This is a genomic window from Corallococcus exercitus (assembly GCF_042231735.1).
Lineage (GTDB): Bacteria > Myxococcota > Myxococcia > Myxococcales > Myxococcaceae > Corallococcus > Corallococcus exercitus_B.
In genome coordinates, this window is the sequence record NZ_CP102577.1 from 2,867,255 (window position 1) to 2,881,844 (window position 14,590).

12 protein-coding genes are annotated in these 14,590 nt (G+C 71.2%); 7 read left to right on the forward strand and 5 right to left on the reverse strand.

Annotated features, from left to right (window positions below):
- Positions 1-73: 73 nt before the first annotated feature.
- Positions 74-691, forward strand: coding sequence for a DUF2378 family protein (locus NR792_RS10780; protein ID WP_375759979.1), 618 nt, complete (start codon positions 74-76; stop codon positions 689-691).
- On the opposite strand, the gene NR792_RS10785 is transcribed toward NR792_RS10780, so the two are convergent.
- Positions 642-1,493 carry a tRNA (5-methylaminomethyl-2-thiouridine)(34)-methyltransferase MnmD gene (locus NR792_RS10785; RefSeq protein WP_375759980.1) on the reverse strand — a complete coding sequence of 284 codons (852 nt, stop codon included), beginning with the start codon at positions 1,491-1,493 and terminating at the stop codon, positions 642-644. The two genes, NR792_RS10780 and NR792_RS10785, sit on opposite strands and share 50 nt — an antisense overlap.
- Before the next feature lie 48 nt (positions 1,494-1,541).
- On the opposite strand from NR792_RS10785, the gene NR792_RS10790 reads away from it, so the two are divergent.
- The 5 genes from NR792_RS10790 (at position 1,542) to NR792_RS10810 (ending at position 9,424) form a co-directional block, all read left to right on the forward strand.
- Positions 1,542-2,531, forward strand: coding sequence for a hypothetical protein (locus NR792_RS10790; protein ID WP_375759981.1), 990 nt, complete (start codon positions 1,542-1,544; stop codon positions 2,529-2,531).
- A gap of 1 nt (position 2,532) precedes the next feature.
- Positions 2,533-3,264, forward strand: a complete 732-nt coding sequence (locus tag NR792_RS10795; RefSeq protein ID WP_375759982.1) for a hypothetical protein — start codon at positions 2,533-2,535, stop codon at positions 3,262-3,264.
- Positions 3,242-4,246: a type VI immunity family protein gene (locus NR792_RS10800; RefSeq protein WP_375759983.1), complete on the forward strand. Its 1,005-nt coding sequence runs from the start codon at positions 3,242-3,244 to the stop codon at positions 4,244-4,246. The genes NR792_RS10795 and NR792_RS10800 overlap by 23 nt, the downstream gene beginning before the upstream one ends.
- 237 nt (positions 4,247-4,483) lie before the next feature.
- Positions 4,484-7,666: a kelch repeat-containing protein gene (locus tag NR792_RS10805; protein ID WP_375759984.1), complete on the forward strand. Its 3,183-nt coding sequence runs from the start codon at positions 4,484-4,486 to the stop codon at positions 7,664-7,666.
- Positions 7,667-7,702: 36 nt separating this feature from the next.
- The gene (locus tag NR792_RS10810) at positions 7,703-9,424 is read left to right on the forward strand and encodes an OmpA family protein (RefSeq protein WP_375759985.1); all 1,722 of its coding nucleotides are present in this window, start codon (positions 7,703-7,705) and stop codon (positions 9,422-9,424) included.
- 144 nt (positions 9,425-9,568) lie between these two features.
- On the opposite strand, the gene NR792_RS10815 is transcribed toward NR792_RS10810, so the two are convergent.
- Entirely contained in the window at positions 9,569-10,342 is a 774-nt protein-coding gene (locus NR792_RS10815; protein WP_375759986.1) for an HAD family hydrolase, read from the reverse strand.
- A gap of 106 nt (positions 10,343-10,448) precedes the next feature.
- Between NR792_RS10815 and NR792_RS10820 the strand changes: the two genes are divergently transcribed.
- Complete coding sequence (locus tag NR792_RS10820; RefSeq protein WP_375759987.1) at positions 10,449-11,009, forward strand: sugar O-acetyltransferase; 561 nt, start codon at positions 10,449-10,451, stop codon at positions 11,007-11,009.
- A gap of 106 nt (positions 11,010-11,115) precedes the next feature.
- Here the strand turns inward: NR792_RS10820 and NR792_RS10825 are convergent, their stop codons facing one another.
- The 3 genes from NR792_RS10825 to tgt all read right to left on the reverse strand — a co-directional run bounded on the left by NR792_RS10825 (position 11,116) and on the right by tgt (position 14,482).
- The gene (locus NR792_RS10825; RefSeq protein WP_375759988.1) at positions 11,116-11,820 is read right to left on the reverse strand and encodes a transglutaminase-like domain-containing protein; all 705 of its coding nucleotides are present in this window, start codon (positions 11,818-11,820) and stop codon (positions 11,116-11,118) included.
- A 178-nt stretch (positions 11,821-11,998) separates the two neighbouring features.
- Positions 11,999-13,183, reverse strand: coding sequence for a nuclease (locus tag NR792_RS10830; protein WP_375759989.1), 1,185 nt, complete (start codon positions 13,181-13,183; stop codon positions 11,999-12,001).
- 129 nt (positions 13,184-13,312) lie between these two features.
- Positions 13,313-14,482 (reverse strand): tRNA guanosine(34) transglycosylase Tgt, encoded by a 1,170-nt coding sequence (gene tgt, locus NR792_RS10835; RefSeq protein WP_375759990.1) that lies wholly within the window; start codon positions 14,480-14,482, stop codon positions 13,313-13,315.
- Positions 14,483-14,590 lie beyond the last annotated feature (108 nt).

The following is a 14,590-nucleotide window of genomic DNA, read 5'->3' on the forward strand; positions in this document are numbered from 1 at the left end:
GGGGGCGCGGCACTGAACGTCAGTACACAGGTGGGGGAGCATCGCATGGGGGGCATCGTGTAGGGTGCTCCGCATGAATCCTGAGAAGCTTGTCTTCGCCCAGACCGTCGACGCGCTCTTCGTCCGCGCGCTGGAGAACCGGCTGACGCCCGCCTGCCGCGAGCACCTGAAGCGGGCGGGGCTGGACCTCGACCGCAAGCTGGAACGCACGTATTCGCTGGAACAGTGGCGGGAATTCCTGCGCATCGCGGCCGGCCACGTCTATGGCGGCGTGCCCGCGGAGGCCGCGTACTACTCCCTGGGCGAGCGCTTCATGGACGCCTACTTCGGCACCTTCTTTGGCCGCGCGCTGCTGGGCGTGGGCCGGCTGGCCGGTCCCCGGCGGATGCTGCTGCGCGCGGACGTGGGCTTTCGCGCCGGCAACAACTTCAGTGAAGTCAAAATCGTGGAGCGTGGCGCGACGTCGCTAGAGCTGTGGATGAACGACGTGCTGGCGGATCAGCCGACGTTCGCGGCGGGGCTGCTGGCGCGCGCGGTGGCGCTGTGCGGGGGCTGGCGGGTGGTGGCGCTGCCGGAGGAGTTCGACGGCACGGCGGCGACGTTCCACCTGCGCTGGAGCGAGGCCCCCGTCGAGACGGCGCTCAGCGCCACTGAGGATGGGTCCTCAGGCGACGCTCGACCTCAGGCGTGAGGGTGGCCCCATGCGGGGCCCGGGAGGACGAGCGCTCCCAGCGCTCCAGCCACCGGGTCCCCAGCGGGGCGGCCAGGGTTTCGTAGCGGGTCGAGGCCACGGTGGTCTCCCCCTTGGTGCCGGTGGACACGCCGGCGCCCACGTAGAACCCCGCGAGCAGCAGCGTGACGCGGGTGGGTGTGGCCGCGCTGTAGGTCATCAGCAGGGCGCCCTCCCCGTCCTCCCGGCAGTGCCGGCGCACCCGGGCGAGGACTCCCTCGGTCCACATGTCCGGGTTGGACGCGGGTGAGAACGGGTCGAAGAAGACGAGGTCGGCGGGGGGCAGCCCCGCGTCCGGCTCCAGGAAGGGCACCGCGTCTCCCAGCTTGAGCTCCCACCGGATGCCGGGCTCGGTCCAGGCGCCGTGCTTCATGAGGCTCTCGCAGGCCTCGCGGAACGGCTGGAGGAACGGGAAGCCTTCCGCGTCCGCGAGCGCCAGGCGCAGCGGGGCCAGGTCCACCTCGAAGCTGACGACGTGCAGGTCGCGGGCGCGCTGGGGGCCCAGGTCGCGGGCGCGGGTGAGCGCGGCGACGGCGTTGGTGGCGGCGCCCAGGCCCACGTCGTGGATGACGAGCGGCGGGCCGGGCTGGCGCAGGCGGTCCGCGAGGCCGGGCTGATCCACGTAGAGGCGCAGGGCTTCCTGCCACGGGCCCACCGCGGGGTGCATGACCTCGCCATGGCCCAGGTGGCGCACGGCGCGGTGGCCGTTGCGCAGGGTGACGAGCTCGAAGTCGCCGTCGCGCGGATGGGAGGGCTCGGACATGGGGCTCCTGGCCTGGAGGGGACGTGTGGGAAAGGATGGGTGCCTAGCATGAGGACTCCAGGGCAGGAACATCGCGGCGCGCTTCACGGAGAGGACGTGCGGCACTGGGAGGCGCCCCTTCCGGGAGGCCGGGTGCGGCTGTCGCTCCGGGTGGACGCCGGGACACGGGCCGTCCTGGACGCGGCGTGGGAGGCCCCGGAGTCCGTGGGCGCGGGCCATCCGCTGGCGGCGTGCCTGGAGTCGCTGTGTCAGAACGCGGTGGGCATCGGGGTGGACGTGTTCCTGCGCTTCGACGACTTCCACCTGCGGGCGGGCTGTCCGGAGGGGCTGGAGGCGACGGAGGAGGCGGGGCTGGCGGTGCGGGTGTTCCGCTTCGCGTTCAGCCAGTTCCATCCCCGGGCCACCGGGCCGGCGTACCTGTCGAGCGGGCTGGTGCTGGCGAAGCTGCCCCGGGGCACGCGGCCGGAGTGGGAGGAGCCGGGGTTCTACTTCGCGCACTACTACCGCGAGGAGCTGTGGCCCGAGGCGGTGGAGGAGGCGCGGAGGGGCGGTGTGCTGGGGCCGCGCGCGGCGTGCGCGTACATCGATGCGCTCTTGGCGAAGGCGGACGACACGGTGGAGCTGGACTGGCCCGTGGAGCAGGGCACGGCGACCTGGGAGTGGCTGACGCGCGTCTGTCTGCCGTCGGTGACCGGGAGCGAGGAGCGGACGCGGCAGCTGCTGGAGGGCGGCTACGGGGGCACGAGCGGCACGGGGAGCTTCTCCTTCGGCCACCTGGACGGAGGGCCGTGGCGTCCCCCGGAGGGCCTGCCGGAGCCAGAAGACGTGGGGCACGCGGAGTTCATCCTCGGGGACCTGGAGCACCTGCTGCCGGAGCTGCCGAAGGACGGTGTGCTGCTGGCCGCGCCCCGCTGGATGGCGGTGGGACAGACGCGCGATTCACCCGCGCTGCGCCGGGCCGACATTTCGAGCGAGGAGGCGGGAGGCTTCGGCCTGTTCAACGCGGCCGCGCATGACGTGGGCGAGGACGATGATTGATATGCGACTGCTGGGCGCGGTGATGGCCCTGCTGAGTCTGTCGTGTGCCTCGGGCCCGGCGCGCTATGCGCAGTCGACGGACTCCGCGACGAACGGATGCTTTCGCAATCCCACCTGTTACACGCAGCCGGGGGATGAGGCGTTCCTTCCATGGGTGGACAAGGCCGCCAGGGCGGCGGCCACCGCGGGGGCGACGCTGAAGGTGCTGGAGGCGGCGGACGTAGCCCTCATCGAGCACCTGCTTGTGGAGTGCTCCAAGGAAGCGAACCGCGTGGTCAATGAACGCGAGTACGGCGAGGGGAAATACCCGGACGACAAGGAGTGCTTGCGGGTGGTTGGCCAGGACAAGGACGGCAAGCCCCTTCGACGGCAGGCCGAACTCGGAACGCTGAAGCACGAGTTTGCCTTCGCATGCGTGCGGCGTGAAATTCTCCGGCGCTTCCCCAACAACGTTTCGATTGAGCCGAGCTATGTGGTCCGCCCGCGTAGAGCGGCGCAACAACCGGAACTCATGAAGCCCGACGTCGTCCTTCACGCCTCGGGCCGGCCGGATCAGGTCCAATGCGTTTATGACTTCAAGTTTCCATGCCTCAAGGCACGCAAGAGCGATCCGCTCTCGGTCCAAGAAACGAAGGATCAGCTCCGCCGGTACACGGACCTCGAAGGGCAATGCAATCCCGCCATCATCACACCTCAGCTAGGGATCATTCGTGGACAGCTACACTCCCTCTGAACATTTCGCGATGACGCTCCCCAGGGTCCAGCTGGTCCTGCGCATCGTCTTCTATCTGCCGCATGACCATGGCGTGGTGGCACCGGTCGTACGACGTCTCCTCGATATCTATCTCGCATTCATCGCAGCCAGTGGCGGAGCACTGACAACAGGAGAGGATCCCGACATCAGTGAGGCTCCTTTCCCACTCACTCCTGCTACCTGGGAGGAGGTCCACCAGGAACTGAAGAAGGCTCGTTTTGGCCCAATGGAAGACAGGGATCAAGACTCCATCTGGTTCCGCATCTTGACCAAGAGGGGCTTCGATACACTCGTCCATCTCACGGGCGGAGAGTCGGACCCCAGTGGCTATGAATTCAGCTTCCGCTCCCGGCTCCCCTGGCGAGAACCCTCTGGTGAGTACAGCGTCCTGAGCGTGAAGGTCCCCATGCAGTTCCTGGAGGACCAGGGGCCTGAGAAGGCCTTTGAGCTGGCACGGGCGCTGGCGGAGCCACTTCCCTTCTCCACGGGTCATGCGGGGCTGTCGCTGTCATTCACCCGTGGCAGGTCCAGACTCCTTCCCCTCCTCAAGGACCATCTGGTCCGGCATCCCGGCTGGGATGTTCCACGCGAGAGCACATGGGGCATGGAAGAAGGGATCGACGGCATCCACTGGATGACCTTTCTGGGAGCTCCCCTCCTGGACACCCTGGGGGGGCCCGAGGCGATCCGCGCCCGGTTGCAGCATCCGGAGACCACCGTGCAGGAACTCACCGGGAGCCGTGCCCTGATCCGCCTGGGCCCCGCGCCCCTGGCGGGAGACACGAAGCTGGGTGAAACGCTGCCGGCGTACCGCGAGCTGGCCCGGTTCCTGGAACCGTGGCTCCAGCCCTCCCCTCCCTTCACCTCCTTCGAGGGCTACACACCGGAGGAGATGCGCCAGTGGTGGCGCCGCTTCCTGGAGCCGCCCCCAGCGGCAATCTCCAATCCACGCGAGGGATGACCACGCCGGATTTTTTCACGCATTGCCCCACCACCCAGCGCACTGATAATCCGCCACCCGGAGTGTTCACGTCGAGCGGCGGGCCAACGGTCGCGTTCGTGCCAGCCCTCGCGGATCGGGGTTTCATCGATGCGGTCACAACGCGCTGTCTGGAGCGGGCTCCTGCTGTTCGTCGCGAGCCTGGGCCTTCTGTCCTGCGGCGGGAACGAGCGCCCGGCACCGGAGGGCGCCCGCTCGGTGCACTCCCGCTTGGCGACTCCGCCGGACTGGTACACCACCGCGTCCATGGCGACGGCCCGCGCGCAACACGCGGCCGTCCTGCTCCCGGACGGCAGACTGCTGGTCGTCAACGGCACCAACCAGGCCGGGTTCGCGACCACGGCGGAGCTGTATGACCCCGCCACCGGAGCCTGGACCCCCGCGGGCAGCCCCGGGATTTCGGGCAACGTCACGCTGGCCCTGCTGCTGCCCACCGGCAGGGTGCTGGTGCTGACCGAGGGCTCCCTTTCGGGACGTCTCTACGACCCCGCGACGGGCGCCTGGACCGCCACGGGCAACATGTCCGCCATCCGCGGCCTCCCGACCGCCACGTTGCTGGGCACGGGGCAGGTGCTGGTCGCGGGCGGCAACAGCGACGGCGGCGTCCGGCTCACGTCCGCGGAGCTGTATGACCCGGCCACCAACGCCTTCGTTCCCACCGGCGCCATGACCCTGGGCCGCAACGCGCACAGCGCCACGCGGCTGCGCGACGGGCGGGTGCTCGCGGTGAGCGGCTTCAACCAGGCCGACGAGGTGCCCGGCGCGGACCTCTACAACCCCGCGACCGGCACCTGGACCGCCGTCGCGCCCCCGCTGGTCCCCCGCCACTATTCCTCCAGCACCCTGCTCCCCGACGGCCGCGTGCTCGTCGCGGCTGGCTTCGCGGCGGGCGGCGCGACGACCCATTCCGAGCTCTACGACCCGGCGGCCAACACCTGGACCGCCACGGGCAGCCTCGCGTTCCCGCGCTATGGCCATATGGCCACGCTGCTTCCCAACGGCCGCGTCCTCGTCACCGGTGGCAGCGTCTTCAACGCGGCGCCGCAGCTCGAGTCGGAAATCTATGATCCCGCCACCGGCACCTGGACCCCCGCGGGCACGATGAATGTCGGTCGCACCAACCACACCGCGACGCTGCTGCCGACTGGCAAGGTGTTCATCGCGGGCGGCTCCGCCGCGGTCCCGGCCGGGACCTACTTCGCGCAGACGGAGGTCTACGACCCCGCCGTGAGCCGGTGGTCGCCCGCGGGCGCCATGGGCACGCCCCGGACCGACGCGATGGTGGCGCTGCTGCCCTCGGGCCAGGTGCTCGTCGCGGGCGGCCGCGGCCAGTTCACCTCGTCGGACGCGGCGGAGCTGTACAACCGCGCGAGCAACTCGTGGTCCGCCCTGCCCGCGCTCGCCACGCCGCGCGAGCGCGCCACCGCCACCGTGCTGCCTTCGGGGCAGGTCCTGGTCGCGGGCGGCCGCAACACCAACACCTCCACGGCCTCCGTGGAGCGCTTCGATCCCACCACCAACACCTGGCTGCCCACCGCGACGCTCGCGGGCACGCGTCACCTGCACACCGCCACGCTCCTGCCGGATGGCCGGGTGCTCGTCGCCGGTGGCCAGAGCAACACCACGGTGCTCGCCACCGCGGAGCTGTATGCGCCTGACACGAACACGTGGACCTCGGCCGGCTCGCTCGCCACGGCGCGCGCCGGACATCGCGCCGTGCTGCTCCAGGACGGCCGGGTGCTCGTCGCCGGCGGTCACGGCGGCGGCGGCTCGGAGCTGGCCTCGGCGGAGCTCTTCAACCCCGCCACCAACACCTGGGCCCCGGCGGCGAGCCTCGCGGGCGCCCGCGACGAGCTGACGCTGACGCTGCTGCCGTCGGGCCAGGTGCTCGCGGCGGGCGGTATCGCGGCCTTCACGGAGCTCACGAGCACGGAGCTGTACACGCCCGGCACGAACACCTGGGCTTCCGTGGGCGCGCTGACGCAGTCGCGCTGGCTGCACTCCGCCTCGCTGATGCCCAACGGCAAGGTGCTGGTCGCGGGCGGCATCACCACGAATGGCGACTACGCCAACACGGCGGAGGTCTACGACCCGCTCCTCCGCCGCTGGCTCAACGTCGCGGACCCCACCACCGCGGGAGGCCTGGTCACCGTCGCCCTGCCCTCGGGCGAGGTCCTGCTGTCGGGCGGCCTCAACACCCCCAACGCCGAGCTGTTCGACGACACCGGCGCCCTCCCCGCGTGGCGGCCCACGGTGACGAACCCGGCGACCCTCGTCGCCGGCTGCCCCACCGTCCTGGAGGGCCTGCTGTTCCGCGGCATCTCCGGTGCAAGCGCTGGCAACAGCACCGACTCCCCCACCGACTTCCCCCTGGTGCGGCTGCGAGGCGCCGAGGGCGGCCGCCTCTGGACGCTCCCCAGCAGCAGCACCTCGGACACCCGCGCGACGGTGACGGTCCCCGCCGGCACGCCGCTGGGCACCTACGGGCTGTCCGTCTTCGCCAACGCCATCCCCGGCGGACGCATGGTGACGCTCGTCGCCAACCGTCCCCCGACGGCGGCGGACCAGACGGTCACCGTCCCGAAGGACACCGAAGTGGAGCTCGCCCTGGCCGGCACGGATCCGGACCCCGGCCAGGTGCTGACCTGGACGGTCGTCACCCAGCCGCAGCACGGCACGCTCGGCACCAGCGCGGCGGGGCACCTGGTGTACACGCCCGAGCCCGGCTACGTGGGCCCCGACAGCTTCACCTTCCGCGTTCGTGACTGCGCCGACGACAGCAACGTCGCGACGCTGACCCTCAACGTGGTGGACGCCGTCCCGACCCTCACCTGTCCCGCGAACGTCACCGTGGAGGCCACGGAGGCGGACGGCGCCGTCGTGAACTACGACCCCGCGGTGCTGGATCCCGCGGGGCTCCCGGTGAGCTACACGCAGGCGTCGGGCTCGCGCTTCCCGCTGGGCACCACGACGGTCACCGCGACCTCCACGGGCCTCACCTGCACGTTCCAGGTGACGGTGCAGGACACCACGGCCCCCGCGCTGACCTGCCCCGCCGACATCCTGGTGGGCCCGGGTGAGCCGGTGACGTTCGAGCCCACGGCCACGGACGCGGTGACGGCCTCGCCGACGGTGACGTCGTCGCCCGCGTCGGGCAGCACCTTCGCGCCGGGCGCCACGCAGGTCACCGTCACCGCCACGGACGCCGCGGGCAACACCGCGCAGTGCACGTTCCAGGTCCGGGTCCAGGCGGAGGTCGTGGAGATCGCCGGCGGTGGCTGTGACAGCACCGGCGGCACCACGTCCGCGCTGGCGCTCCTCGCCGCGCTGGCGGCCTGGAGTCATTCGCGCCGCCGTCAGAACCCGGCCCGGGGGAACTGAACCATGCGCTCCCTCTTTTCTCGAATGGACCTCCCCTTGCGTACAAAGGCTCAGAGCTGGGCGCTGGCCGCGCTGCTGGCCACCGCCGTCTCCCCCGCCGCCTTCGGACAGACCACCCCGAGCCCCATCCGCCCGCTGGACCTGGAGCGCCTGCGCTTCCAGCCGGCGGCGACGGACTCGATGCTGGTGGACACCGGCCGCGTGCTCCCCGAGGGCGGCTACCGCCTGCTCCTCATGGTCAACTACGAGCGCGGCATCCTCCTGCTCCAGGGCAGTGATGGGCTGGAGCGCTCCATCCTCCACTACCGCACCGCGGGCTGGCTGGCCGGCGCGTGGTCGCCGGTGGACCGGTTGGAGTTCTCCGCGAAGCTGCCCGTCATCATCGCGCAGGGCGGCCATGGCGCGGAGCAGCTGGTGGGCGTGCGCGAGCCGGACTCGTTCGGCCTGGGCACGCCGGAGCTGGGCGTGCGCTACGAGCTGCTGCGGCGGGAGGAAGGCGCGCCGGTGTTCCTGGGCCTGGGCCTGGACATCGGGCTGCCGGGCGGCTCGGCGGATGCGTTCGGCCGTCAGGCGGGCTGGGCGGGCTTCCAGTTCGCGCCCCGCGTGTCGGTGAGCCGCGAGCTGGGCCCCGTGGTGCTGGGCGCCAACGCGGGCGTGCGGATCCGCTCGAAGGAAGTCGAGCCGGGTCGCGACGTCGGCACCGAGCTGGAGCAGGGCGTGGTGGTGGCCACGCGCGGCAAGGGGCTGCGCGGTGAAATCGCGCTGCAGGCCGCCGAGTCGCTCGTGGAGTCGGACCTGGCGCTGGAGCTGCTGGGCGGCGTGCGGCTGCCGGTGGGCGCGGGCTTCGAGGCGTTCGCGCTCGCGGGGCACGGCTTCACGGACATCCCGGGCACGCCGTCGTTCCGCCTGGGCGCGGGCATCGCGTACGCGAACGAGCCCGAGCCCGTGGACCGCTGCCGCACCGGCCGCAGCCACACGCCGGAAGAGTGCCCCAACGAGGATGACGACGGGGACTCGGTGGCCAACAAGGACGACCGCTGCCCGCTGGAAGCCGGCTCCGTGGAGAACAACGGCTGCCCGGACAAGGACTCGGACGGCGACGGCGTGGTGGACCGCGAGGACCAGTGCCCGACGCAGGCGGGAACGGCGCGCGACCGCGGCTGCCCGGCGCCAGACGCGGACAACGACGGCGTGCGGGACGACGAGGACGCCTGCCCGAACGAGGCCGGTCCTTCGTCCGAGCGCGGCTGCCCCGTGAAGGACACGGACAAGGACGGCGTGCCGGACAAGGACGACGCCTGCCCGAACGAGGCCGGCCCCGCGTCCGAGCGTGGCTGCCCCGCCAAGGAGCAGAAGCCACCCGAGGAGCCCAAGCCGCAGCCGCCTCCCGAGGAGAAGCCCGCGGAGGAGACGACGTCGCCGCTGGGTCACATCGTCCAGTTCCCGGTGAACCAGTCGGAGTTCCAGGAGAACGAGCAGCAGCAGCTGGATGCCATCGTGGCCTACCTGAAGGCGAACCCGAAGCTGAACGTCCGGATTGAAGGCCACACGGACAACAGCGGTCCGGAGGAAGCCAACCGCACGCTGAGCCAGCAGCGCGCGAACCGCGTGCGTGCGTACCTCATCCAGCAGGGCATCGCGGGCTCGCGCCTGGAGGCGAAGGGCTTCGGCCCCGACCGTCCGCGCGTGTCCAACGAGACGCCGGAAGGCCGCAGCGCGAACCGCCGCGTGGAGTTCGTGCCCGTCACGGAGCGCTGACACTCCCTCGCGCATCATCGTGCGCCGCTTCGTGGTCCTCCACGAAGCGGCGCACTGGAGTTCGTGCCCAATTCGGGGCGCTGACTCTCGCCCCCATCACCGTGCGCTGCTTCGTGGTCCTCCACGAAGCGGCGCACCGTTGTTTCAGGCCTCTTCGGGTTGCAGCTGCACCAGCGCCGGCAGCTCCGCCGCGCGGTCCCGCAGCCGGACCTTGGGACGGATGGCCACCGGGACGCGGGCCGCCGCGAGCAGGTCCAGGTCGAACACGTTGTCGCCGAAGGCGGCGTAGAGCGGCCGGTCCGTGCGCTGCCTCAGGCAGGTCACCTTGCCGGGGCCATAGGGCACGGGCTCGAAGACGGACGTCTGCAACCGTCCGCCCTCCTCCCTCGGCGTGCACGCCAGCACGAACTCCGGCGAGAGCCCCACCTCGCGCACCGCCGCTTCCACCACCGCGCGCGGCGACGCGCTGACCACGTAGCAGTCCACGCCCTGCCCCCGGGCCCACTCCACCACGCGGCGGGCTTCGGGATGGATGCGGCGGGCCACGCCCCTGCGCGACACCACCTCCTGGGCGAAGCCGCGCACCTCCTCCGCGTGCCAGCCCGCGAAGATCCACGCCATCATCTCGTAGGTGTCCCGCTCCGGCAGCCGCCCGGCCTCGAACGCCTTGAACAGCGCGTGCGCCAGCGTCACCGCGTCCGGATGCGCCTCCACGCCGTGGCGTGCGCCCAGCCGCTCCAGCGCCACGCGGGCCTCGGGCCGCACGCCGCCGTGCTCCAGCAGGGCCATGAACAGGTCGTCGCCCACGTCCCCGCTCCACAACGTGCCGTCCCCGTCGAAGGCCAGCACTCCGCCCGGTGTCCGCTCCACCTCGCGACGGATGCGCTCCAGCGTCTCCTCGACCCGCTCAGTCCTCATGGCCGGCATCCTGGCTGGCCGGACCGTCCAGTGTCACCCGCGTCCGGGAGGCCGGAGCACGGGCTGTTCACCATCGCGCCGTGAAGAAGTGACTACACTCCCAGGCATGGCACGGACCGAGAAAGAGAAGATGCTCGCGGGGGAGCTGTACCTCGCCACCGATCCGCAGCTGATGGCCGAGCGGGCCCGCGCCCGCAAGCTCCTGCGCCGCTACAACGACTCCACCCAGGACGAGCTGCCCCAGCGGGAGAGCCTGCTCACCGAGCTGCTGGGCAAGGTGGGCACCGGAACGTGGATCGAGCCGCCCTTCTACTGCGACTACGGCGAGCACATCCGACTGGGCGAGCGCGTCTTCATGAACTTCCAGTGCGTCATCCTGGACTGCAACACGGTGACGATTGGCGACGACGTGTCCTTCGGCCCGGGCGTGCAGGTGTACGCGGCCACGCATCCCCTGGACCCGGATGAGCGCATCAAGGGCCCGGAGCTGGGCCGCGCCATCACCATCGGCTCGAAGGTGTGGATTGGCGGCGGCTCCATCATCTGCCCGGGCGTCACCATCGGGGAGGGCTCCACCATTGGCGCGGGCAGCGTGGTGACGCGGGACATTCCCCCGTACGTCTTCGCCGCCGGCAATCCCTGCCGCGTCATCCGGAACCTCCGGTAGCGGCAATCCCACGCATCGCTCCAGCGCGATGACACAGCCCGGACTGTCCAGGAAGGGGCTCGGTGCCGTCACCCGCGCACCGTGGCGGCCGCGCTGGCGGGCGACCTCAGCCCACGGCCTGGTGGGTCTCGGTGACGCCCTGGTACTGGTAGGCGCCGCTGTCGTACGGGGTGATGGCGTCGTCGGCCTTCTTGGTGCAGGCCGCGGCGGTGGGGTCGAAGGCCTGGAACTGGCCCTTGTCGTCCTTGAACTCCACCCACGCGTGGGCCCCCCGGTCCGTATTGCCGAAGACGACGCGCGCGTCCACGCCCGCCTGCTCGAAGCGCTGCTCGGCCTCGATGGCCATGTCCACGCAGACGCCAGACTTGGACGCGTCGAAGGTGCTGGCGTTCTTCATGGCCGCATCCCACGTCTTGCCGCCCGAGTAGTCGTACTTCCAGGACGTGGCCTCCTTCGCGATGTCCTGGGCCACCAGCTCCGCGCTCTTGCCGGAGGACGGGCCCTTCGCGCCCTGCGCCTTGGACGGCTCGAAGCTGTCGCGGTTCCGGTCCTGCTGGAAGCTCTGGGCGCTGGTGGGCTTCGGGGCCTGGCCCTTCGCGCCCTCACCCTTCAGCAGGGCCTCCTGGGTCAGGCCCAGCTCCTTCAGCAGCTTCGCGAACTCCTGGGGCTGCTTCGCGGAGTCCACCGTCTTCACCGGCTTGCCATCGGGGGTGACGACCTTCACCACGACATTCCGAGGGCCCTGCGCGGCTTCGGAAGGACGCATCGCGCACGGGTTGGAGGACGGACGCGACAGGGAGGAGATCGCCATGGACAGGGCCTCGAGAAAACAGCGGGGATGCCTGTCCCATGAGCACGGCGTGTGCCAGCGCGCGCGCACCTGCGGGTCAGCGCCAAGCCCCTGTGTTTCCAGGCCCCGCAGTCCAGTCCTCGTCAGCGAAGGCCCGCGCCGCTGATGACTGCCGTTGGAGGGGTGATGGCCGGCGTCATCACCCTGCCGGCTCGGAGACGCCGTCGGCCTCCGGTGTCTCCGGGCCCTCCACGGTGCGCTCCAGCGTGCGGGCGAGCGCGGCCCGGGCCTCCGCCGCCTCCTCGAAGGGCTCATCGCTTCCAGCCCGCGCCGGGGGAGGCACCGTCGCGTCCAGCTCGTCGGGATGCAGGCGGAACCACTTCGCGACGAGCATCACCTCCTGGGCCTCCTGTGCGCGGAGACCAATCGCCTCCGGCTCGGGCACGGCGAAGATGTCCCGCACGCGAGCGTCGAGCGCCGCCTGCTCCTCCGGCGTCCGGGGCGTGGGCACCTCCGCGCGGATCCGCCCCCGCCGGATCACATACGTCCGGTCCTCGCCACCGTGCCCGCGCGCCGTGTAGACCAGCGACAGCCGCCGCAGCGTGCGGCCCAGCTCGACGATCCACGCCTGCACGTTCTCCAGCCGCTCCGCGCGGTCGCGCAGCTCCGCCGCGTACTCGAACTGGAGCCGCCGCGCCGCCATCGCCATGCGCTCGCGCAGGATGACCAGCGGCCGGTCCGACTCGCCGTTGAGGAACGCGCGCGCCAGCGCGACCTGCGCCAGGTACTCCGCCGTCGTGCACCCGCCCGCGCACGGCGAGAGGCACCGCGCGGTCTGCCCGCGCATGCACCGCGGGTCGTCCTTCATGGGAAAGAGCTGGATCTGATCCGCCAGCCGCATGGGCGTCTCGGACGGGCAGTCGCGCAGCTCCAGCAGGTCGTTCACCGCGCGCACCACGTCCGCCATGGTGTGCCGGCCGTGGAAGGGCCCGAAGTACTCCGCGCTCCCGCCGCCGCCGGGCTGGCCCACCACGCGCAGCCGGGGCACGGCCTCGCGCGTGAGCTGGAGGAAACAGTGCGCGCGGTCGCGCTTGTGCTCCACGTTGTAGAGGGGCCGGTGGCTCTTGATGAGCCGGAACTCATGCAGGAGCGCCGCGAACTCGCTGGCCGTGTACTCCCACTCCACCTGGTGCGCCTGGGAGACGATTTCCCAGGCCTTCTCGCCCTCGTCCGCGCGGAAGTACGACAAGAGCCGCGTGCGCACGCGCACGGACTTGCCCACGTAGAGCAGCTCTCCGGCGGGACCGAAGAACCGGTACACGCCGGGCCGGTTCTCCGCGCTCGCGCGGACGTGACTCAGGAGGGTGGCGGCGCGCGGGTCCATGCGGCGAGAGCGCCGGGCCTGTGCGCCCGGGCACCGCAGGCTAACCCGCCACGTCCCGCCGCACCGCCGTTCGCGCGGCCCCCGTCCCAACCCGGCCGGAGGGCGGCCAGCGGAACGCGCGCCCGGACTTCAGCCCACGTCCTTCAACGTCATCGCGGTGGCGGCGGCCTCGTCCTTCAGGTCCTTGGGCGTGGCGATGGCCGTCTTCAATTCGCGGTATGTCTGCGCGTAGCCGTTGCGCAGGATGCCCTCGCGGATGCGCTCCATCAGCTTCTGGTAGTGCCGCACGTTGTGCACCGACAGGAAGCGCGAGCCCAGGTGGTGCTTGCCGCGCATCAGGTGCTGCAGGTAGCCGCGCGAGTAGCGCTTGCACACGTAGCAGTCGCACTCGGGGTCGAGCGGGCCGTCCTCCAGCCGGTACGCGGTGCGGGTGATGCGCACCAGCCCCTGGAACGTGTACGCGTAGCCCTGCTGCGCCATCTTGGTGGGGATGATGCAGTCGAACATGTCCACGCCGCGCAGCACCGCCTCCAGTAGGTCCGTGGGCGTGCCCACGCCCATGAGGTAGCGCGGCTTGTCCTGCGGCAGGGACGCGGTGGCGCGCTCGGTCATCGTGTCGCGCTCCACCTTCGTCTCCCCCACCGCCAGCCCGCCGATGGCGAACCCGTCGAAGGGCAGCTTCGTGAGGAACGCGGCGCTCTCGTCGCGAAGGTGCGGGTGCACGCCGCCCTGGACGATGCCGAACAGCGCCTGGCCCGTGGCGCGCTGCTCCTTCGCGGCGAGGCTGCGCACGGCCCAGCGGTGGGTGCGCTCCATGGCCTCGCGGGTGCCGGCCTCGTCCGTGCGTGAGTCGATGCACACGTCCAGCACCATCATGATCTCCGAGTTGATCGCCTGCTGCATGGCGATGCTCGACTCGGGGCTCAGGAGCTGACGGCTGTTGTCGTAGAAGCTGCGGAAGTGCGCGCCCTTCTCCGTGATGAGCCGGTCCTCCGGCAGGGAGAAGATTTGAAACCCGCCCGAGTCCGTCAGCACCGCGCCGTCCCACTGCATGAACGGGTGGATGCCGCCGAAGCGCTCGAACACCTCCGGGCCGGGCCGGAGCATCAGGTGGTAGGTGTTGGCGAGGAGGATCTTCGCCCCCGTCTCCTTCACCTCCTCCATGCCGAGGTGGCGGAAGCCCGCGTGGGTGGCCACCGGCATGAACATCGGCGTGGGGAAGGACCCCTTGCGGGTGTGCAGGATGCCCGTGCGGGCGCCGGTGGGGTCGGTATTCAGGAGTTCGAAGCGGACGGCCATTGTCGGGCCTTATACCCAGCCCGCCCGTCCGGACGCACCCGCTTCCTGGGGGACGCCTGCCTGGCCTCCAGGAGGCCGCCCCGCCTCGGGAACCCCGGTTTCCCTACC

Bases quoted from the DNA above. Each gene is read 5' to 3' on its own strand.
- NR792_RS10780 (WP_375759979.1), top strand. From the start codon at position 74: ATGAATCCTGAGAAGCTTGTCTTCGCCCAGACCGTCGACGCGCTCTTC.
- NR792_RS10785 (WP_375759980.1), bottom strand. From the start codon at position 1,493: ATGTCCGAGCCCTCCCATCCGCGCGACGGCGACTTCGAGCTCGTCACC.
- NR792_RS10790 (WP_375759981.1), top strand. From the start codon at position 1,542: ATGAGGACTCCAGGGCAGGAACATCGCGGCGCGCTTCACGGAGAGGAC.
- NR792_RS10795 (WP_375759982.1), top strand. From the start codon at position 2,533: ATGCGACTGCTGGGCGCGGTGATGGCCCTGCTGAGTCTGTCGTGTGCC.
- NR792_RS10815 (WP_375759986.1), bottom strand. From the start codon at position 10,342: ATGAGGACTGAGCGGGTCGAGGAGACGCTGGAGCGCATCCGTCGCGAG.
- NR792_RS10820 (WP_375759987.1), top strand. From the start codon at position 10,449: ATGGCACGGACCGAGAAAGAGAAGATGCTCGCGGGGGAGCTGTACCTC.
- NR792_RS10825 (WP_375759988.1), bottom strand. From the start codon at position 11,820: ATGGCGATCTCCTCCCTGTCGCGTCCGTCCTCCAACCCGTGCGCGATG.
- NR792_RS10830 (WP_375759989.1), bottom strand. From the start codon at position 13,183: ATGGACCCGCGCGCCGCCACCCTCCTGAGTCACGTCCGCGCGAGCGCG.
- tgt (WP_375759990.1), bottom strand. From the start codon at position 14,482: ATGGCCGTCCGCTTCGAACTCCTGAATACCGACCCCACCGGCGCCCGC.